This is a genomic window from Geobacillus sp. DSP4a (assembly GCF_013096875.1).
Lineage (GTDB): Bacteria > Bacillota > Bacilli > Bacillales > Anoxybacillaceae > Geobacillus > Geobacillus thermophilus.
Map to the genome: position 1 here is coordinate 1 of NZ_SDLD01000078.1, position 6,130 is coordinate 6,130.

The window sequence follows — 6,130 nt, forward strand, 5'->3', positions numbered from 1 at the left end:
GAGGATTTATCTCGTTTTCAAACATGAAAGTGGTGCAGGGAATCATCAAAAAAAGGGATGTATGGATCATATATCCATAGAACTAACACCAAAATCAAAGTTGATTTCCAACCATCACGGATTCAGGAGTACGTTCTAGCTGAATTGGTTTCCATCCCTTTCACTAGCATATCGCGGGACGACGGCCTCGTTTCAAATTCGGCAATGCGGCGCCGCAAGTCGAGAATCCGGTCGACATCGGCCAACTCGGCTTTTTTGACGGCGAACGCCCCCATTTCTTGGCGGGCGTATTCATCCGTCCGACACTCGCAAAAGTAAAGCGTTCGCTTCGTCCCAAGCGGCAGCCGCTCTTCGAACTGCCTGGCAATGTCCGCCTTGCCAGACAGCTGGATGGACGATGATTGGGCTGTCTCGCGGATGAGACGAGCAAAGCCATCGGCATCAAAATCGCCGGGCGCGTACGGAATGTAGGAATCGTAATAACGGAGCAGCACCGCCTTCAGCGAGCCGGCATCGTCAAACTGCCCCCAAACGTCTTGGAAATCGGCGTCATAGCCAAACGACTCAATATCGCCGATGATAAATAAATTGAACGACGGATCTTGCCGCAAAAACGAAAATACTTGTTGATCGTCTTCGGCCGTTAACCGGCGAATCATAGAATTCCCCCGCTTTTCGAATGATATTTTTTCCATTATACTATGAATCATCCCTGTTGCCAATGGCATTTGTGGCGTCAAACCGAGAGGACTGCCGATGCCCCTAAGTCTGCATCGGCCAACTGCAAAGAAAGGAGGAAGCCCGCTCTCAAAAAAGCGAGGCGACGATGCCGATGAAGTTTACTGACGATCTGTACGAATACTATAAAGATCGACTGACCGGAGATGAAGAAGACGCCGAAGCGGTGGCGATGTCGATTTTGGATGAACTCGACCGCCGCGATGTGCTCAAGCTGATCGGTGAGATGACTGATGAAGAGCTGCTTGGCATGTTCGGTTTGTATGTCCTGGAAAGCTTGAAAGCGAAAATGGCCCGCGAAGGCCTCGGCGCGACGCGGCCGCAAGATGCGCCGCGCGTGCATTGACAAAACAAAACAGCTGTCCCCCATGTCATAAGGAACAGCCGCTATGTTGGGCAAATGATGGTTTCGTATTCATGTGGCAGCCCTGTGAACATGATTTCGAAGACGGCTTTTCCACTGTTTGCTTAACAGACAGTGGCGAAACACAAACCGTTTTCCCACGCGCGCTCATCGGTAAAACTGTACATCATAGCCTTCTTTCAACAACACTTGGTAGATTTGCTGAATGTGGTCTTCGTTTTTTGTCTCGAGCGAAAAGTGAATTTCCGCCTGACCTGGCAGCACTTTGGCGCCGATGCGCTGATGATGAATCGACATCACGTTTGCCTCAAGCTCCGCAATAATGCGCAGCAGCTTGTTCAACTGGCCCGGCTTGTCGGAGATGACCGTTGTAAACGTAACGAATCGCCCGGCTTCGACGAGCCCCCGCTCGATGATGCGGGAAATGAGCGTCACATCGACGTTGCCGCCGCTTAAAATGGCGGCGACTTTTTTGCCGCGAAACGGCAGCTTTTGATACAACAATGCCGCCAGCGGACAAGCTGCCGCCCCTTCGATCAACAGCTTGTTCCGCTCGAGCACATACAGCATCGTCCGCGAAATTTCCGCCTCTTCCACGCATACAACGCCATCGACGTATTGCTCAATGTATTGGTACGTAATATTGCCCGGCTTTTTCACGGCAATCCCATCGGCGATCGTATTCGATGCGGCAATGGAGACGGGCTGTTTATGGCGTATGGCCGCCGTCATGCCTGGGCAAGCCGATGACTCAACGCCGTACACTTCAACCGATGGCTTCAGCTGTTTTAACGTAAACGCCAGGCCGGCCAACAAGCCGCCGCCGCCGACCGGACAAAGAACGACATCGACGTCGGGAAGCTGTTCGATCAGCTCCAAGCCGATCGTCCCTTGGCCAGCCATCACCGCCAAGTCGTCAAACGGATGAACAAACGTCATCCCCCGTTCACGCTGCAACTCTAACGCATATTCCAAAGACTCGTCAAACACATCGCCGTACAGCACGACTTCCGCCCCGTAGCTTTTCGTCGCTTCAATTTTGCTGAGCGGCGCGCCTTTTGGCATGACGATCGTGCACGGAATATGAAGCATGCCGCTTGCGTAGGCGACCCCTTGGGCGTGGTTGCCGGCCGAGGCGGCGATGACGCCTCGCGCCCTTTCTTCTTCCGTGAGCGACATAATTTTATTGAATGAACCTCTTACTTTAAACGAGCCCGTTTTTTGCAAATTTTCGAGTTTCATATATACATCATTGCCAGACAGCCGGCTGAACGTTTGCGAATGCTCAAGCGGCGTTTGATGGACGATGCCTTTCATTTTCGCTCGCGCTTGTTCAATGTCTGTTAACGTCAACATCATCAAACCACCCTTTCTGATCGGCGATCGGTTCGTTTTCGCTCCGTTTTATTATATACAAAGCATTTCGCCGCCGACAAATGTTGCTAGTTGGTTTTGGATTATTTTTAGCATATAGTTTTGTTGCGTGAAATCATGTTCAACAAACATCGCTGCAACCCGCTTCCTTTGTCAAACCGTTTGAACGTTGGACTTGTCCCAAAACATCAGAGTGTTTCTAGAGGAAGAGCTGTCTACGGTCTGTTCTTTTTCTTTTGTGAATACTGTTTATTTAGAACATTGTTCTATAGATATAGCCAATTGCCAACGGGAAAAAGCGGCCAAAAAGATCGGCGATAGGCAAACGCGAGGGAATTTGCTAATATGAAAGAAAAGCATTCGGAAGACGAAAGGATGAAACGGTTGTGACGGAAAAGTTGTACTATACGGCGCCGGATGTTGACGTGTGGACGACAACGGTGACAAGCGTCCGCCAAGACGGCGAAACATACATTGTCACCTTGGCGGAAACAGCGTTTTACCCGGAAGGCGGCGGCCAACCGTCTGACGCCGGCACGATCGCCGGCTTGCCGGTGCTCGATGTGTTTGACGAAAACGGGGAAGTGTATCACCGCCTTCCTGCCCACCCGGGAATGGGCGCCGTTTCATGCGTCCTTGATAGGAAACGGCGCCGCGATCATACACAACAGCATAGCGGCCAACATTTATTATCCGCTGTACTCGTTGAACAGCTCGGCGCCGAAACAGTCGGTTTTCACCTTGGGCGCGAGGTCGTCACAATCGACATCACGGCGGGTGCGCTGACGGAAGCAGACATGCTGGCAGTGGAAAACCGGGCCAACGAACTCATTTACGCGAATCTCCCGGTCGAGACGTATTGGGTGACGCCGGAAGAAGCAGAACGGATGCCGTTTCGCAAGCGTCCCGATGTCCAAGGTTCTGTCCGTGTTGTCGAGATGAAAGGGATCGATTTGTCGGCGTGCTGCGGCACCCATGTGAAACGCACGGGCGAAATCGGCGTGATCAAATTGCTGAAAGCAGAGCGCCATCGCGGCATGACGCGTCTTTCCTTTCTTTGCGGCGGCCGGGCGCTTGCCGACTACCAGCAAACCCACCGCGTCGTGCAGGCGGCAGCAGGTCGGTTCGGGACAAGCCGCGATCAGCTGCTCGACGTGATCGCAAAATGGGAACAAGAGAAAAAAGAATGGGAAAAACGGCTGCGCCAATACGAGGCAATCGTCTTTGCCGTCGAAGCCGAACGGGCCGCCGCCGAATCAGGACGTGCAGTGATTGGCCGTTACGACCAATATGGGGCAAAAGAACTGCAAATGATCGCCCGTCTGATCGCCGACCGTTATGGCAAAACCGCGCTTCTCGCCTCCACCTCCGATTGGCGCGCCGTGATCGCCAAAGCACCGTCTTCCTTGCTCCATGCAGGGAACTGGCTGAAAGAACAAGCCGCCCTGTTTGGCGGCAAAGGGGGCGGCAACGAGCGGCAGGGGCAAGCTGCTTTTCCGTCCCTTGAGGCGCTTAGCCAGTTCCTTTCCCGCGTGGAAACGGCAGGCATCGATTGACGGCCCCTGCCCGCACCGCCCGGTTGCTTCGATTCGTTTCGTCCTCCCGTCGGATCGATGCGATGTCCGCCATAGCCGACGGAGAGCGGTTTTTGTAAAATGAAAAACGAAATGTGCAGCTAAGGAGTTTGAAGAGATGAACGATCGACTCGTACAATCGCAAATCGAAGAGCTCGAACGAAAGCTGCGCGCTTATGAGCGGCTCATCGAAACGCTTCCGTTTCCGTTCACCTTTGCCGATTACGAAAGTGGAATCGCCATCGAAAAAAAGCGCGGCGACGTCCGGCCGCACCTTCGCACCATTCCGCCGTCCCTTGAAAAGGAAGCCAAATGGCAGTGGGATATTGACTTGTATCACGACGTACCGTTTGAAAAAGTGGAAGCCTTTTTGACGCCGTTGCTCGATCTCGTGCCGCACCATATCGTTTTTGTCGACGACAAAGGGATCATCACGCTTTGCAATTTGCAGGCGGCCATTGACACGGGCGTCGAGCGCGACGCCATCATCGGCAAACATATTCGCGAGCTGCTGAAGCTCCCTGACGAGCTGATCGCAACGCTCGAATCGCTTGAAAAAGGCGAGCCGCTCTACAATCACGAGGTGCTCGACCGATTTTACGGCATCGTCAACACCCGTTTTATTTACAACGATGACGGATCGATCAAACGAGTCATCAGTATGTTTCAGTCGCTCAATATGATGAAAGAAACGGAAAAGCTCGCCGTCGCCGGCCGCATCGCCGCCGGCATCGCCCATGAAATCCGCAATCCGCTGACGACGGTGCGCGGCTATTTGCAGCTGCTCAAAACCGAGCTGCCAGACCGGATCGCCTCGCTCGTCGAACGCCTGCTCATTCCTGAGCTTGACCGGGCAAACGGCATCATCACCGACTTTTTAAACATCGCCAAGCCGGCGGACGTGAAGATGGAAACGTTCCGGCTGCACCGTTTTTTGCGCGACGATGTCGGCGTTCTGCTGCAGAGCGAGGCGTTGCTGCACAGTGTGAACGTCCATTTTGACCTCGACGAACAACTGGACGATTACGAAATGAGCGGCGACCGCCGCCAGCTTTTGCAAGTGTTTTTAAACTTATTCCGCAACGCTGTGGAAGCCAAAGTGGCCAAAACGATGAATGTCACGGTGAGCAGCCGGAAAGTGAACCATATCGTCCAGCTTCGCTTCTGCGACGATGGGCCCGGCATTCCGCCGTCGGTCATCGACCATGTTTTCGATCCGTTTTTTTCAACGAAGGAAACGGGAACTGGGCTCGGCCTGTCGTTATCGAAAAAAATCGTCGAACTGCATCGCGGGACGATGAAAGTGCAAAGCGATGCACGCGGCACTTGTTTTTTGATCGAATTTCCGCTTTGCAGCCAACCGCCGTTTCTTTCGTCGTAAATTGCTTTCGAAGAGGGAGGCCATCCCGGCTTCGGAAACGATGAGGTTGATGATTTAGAACAATGTGTCACTTTATCATGGAAAAGATCCATGGGCAATGGTTTGCCCTCCACCCAGGGATGAAAATCCCCCTTTTCTTCCCATAATGAAGAATAGGCGCAAACAGTTTAACAGGACGTTATACTTAATGGTGGCTTGGACCCTGTACGGAAAAGTGTTTGAATCCACTGGGTGCACCACCCATTGTCCGCCCTTTCCTGTGACAGAGGAAAGGTGACGACGAACGGAAAACTGCCGCATGTCTCCCGTGGATTCACTGTTTGCGCACTCCATCATCGAAAAGGAGGCGTTTCATCATGGATGTCATCTATCCCCGCTGCGCAGGATTGGACGTTCATGCCGAAACCATCGTCGCCTGCGCGCTATGGGAAGAAGAGGGAAAGATTCAAAAGGAGATCCAAACCTTCTCCACGTTCTCAAAGGGGCTTGGTGACCTGCTCGAGTGGCTCGAAGAACATGGCGTCACCCATGTCGCCATGGAATCCACCGGCGTGTATTGGAAACCGGTCTTCGCCTTCCTCGAGGGCTATGTCGACTTGACACTGGCCAATCCGCAGCGGATCAAAAATGTCCCGGGAAGAAAAACCGATGTCTCTGACGCCGAGTGGATCGCCAAGCTGCTCCGCCATGGACTCGTTG

6 protein-coding genes are annotated in these 6,130 nt (G+C 53.1%); 4 read left to right on the forward strand and 2 right to left on the reverse strand.

Annotation, left to right across the window (positions count from 1 at the left end; translation table 11 throughout):
* Positions 1-122: 122 nt before the first annotated feature.
* A complete protein-coding gene (locus tag ETC02_RS15935) occupies positions 123-659 on the reverse strand; it encodes a hypothetical protein (RefSeq protein WP_253264175.1) in 537 nt (178 codons plus the stop codon).
* A gap of 167 nt (positions 660-826) precedes the next feature.
* On the opposite strand from ETC02_RS15935, the gene ETC02_RS15940 reads away from it, so the two are divergent.
* On the forward strand, positions 827-1,084 hold the full coding sequence (locus tag ETC02_RS15940; protein WP_015374743.1) for a DUF6154 family protein: 258 nt from the start codon (positions 827-829) through the stop codon (positions 1,082-1,084).
* Positions 1,085-1,249: 165 nt separating this feature from the next.
* On the opposite strand, the gene ilvA is transcribed toward ETC02_RS15940, so the two are convergent.
* Entirely contained in the window at positions 1,250-2,458 is a 1,209-nt protein-coding gene (gene ilvA, locus ETC02_RS15945) for a threonine ammonia-lyase (protein ID WP_171698415.1), read from the reverse strand.
* A gap of 404 nt (positions 2,459-2,862) precedes the next feature.
* On the opposite strand from ilvA, the gene ETC02_RS15950 reads away from it, so the two are divergent.
* From ETC02_RS15950 to ETC02_RS15960, 3 genes are all read left to right on the forward strand, one after another.
* Positions 2,863-4,032 (forward strand): alanyl-tRNA editing protein, encoded by a 1,170-nt coding sequence (locus ETC02_RS15950; RefSeq protein ID WP_033012219.1) that lies wholly within the window; start codon positions 2,863-2,865, stop codon positions 4,030-4,032.
* A gap of 136 nt (positions 4,033-4,168) precedes the next feature.
* On the forward strand, positions 4,169-5,431 hold the full coding sequence (locus tag ETC02_RS15955; protein WP_033012220.1) for a two-component system sensor histidine kinase NtrB: 1,263 nt from the start codon (positions 4,169-4,171) through the stop codon (positions 5,429-5,431).
* Positions 5,432-5,787: 356 nt separating this feature from the next.
* Positions 5,788-6,130: IS110 family transposase (locus tag ETC02_RS15960; protein ID WP_171698416.1), on the forward strand; the 343-nt coding region annotated here is incomplete at its 3' end.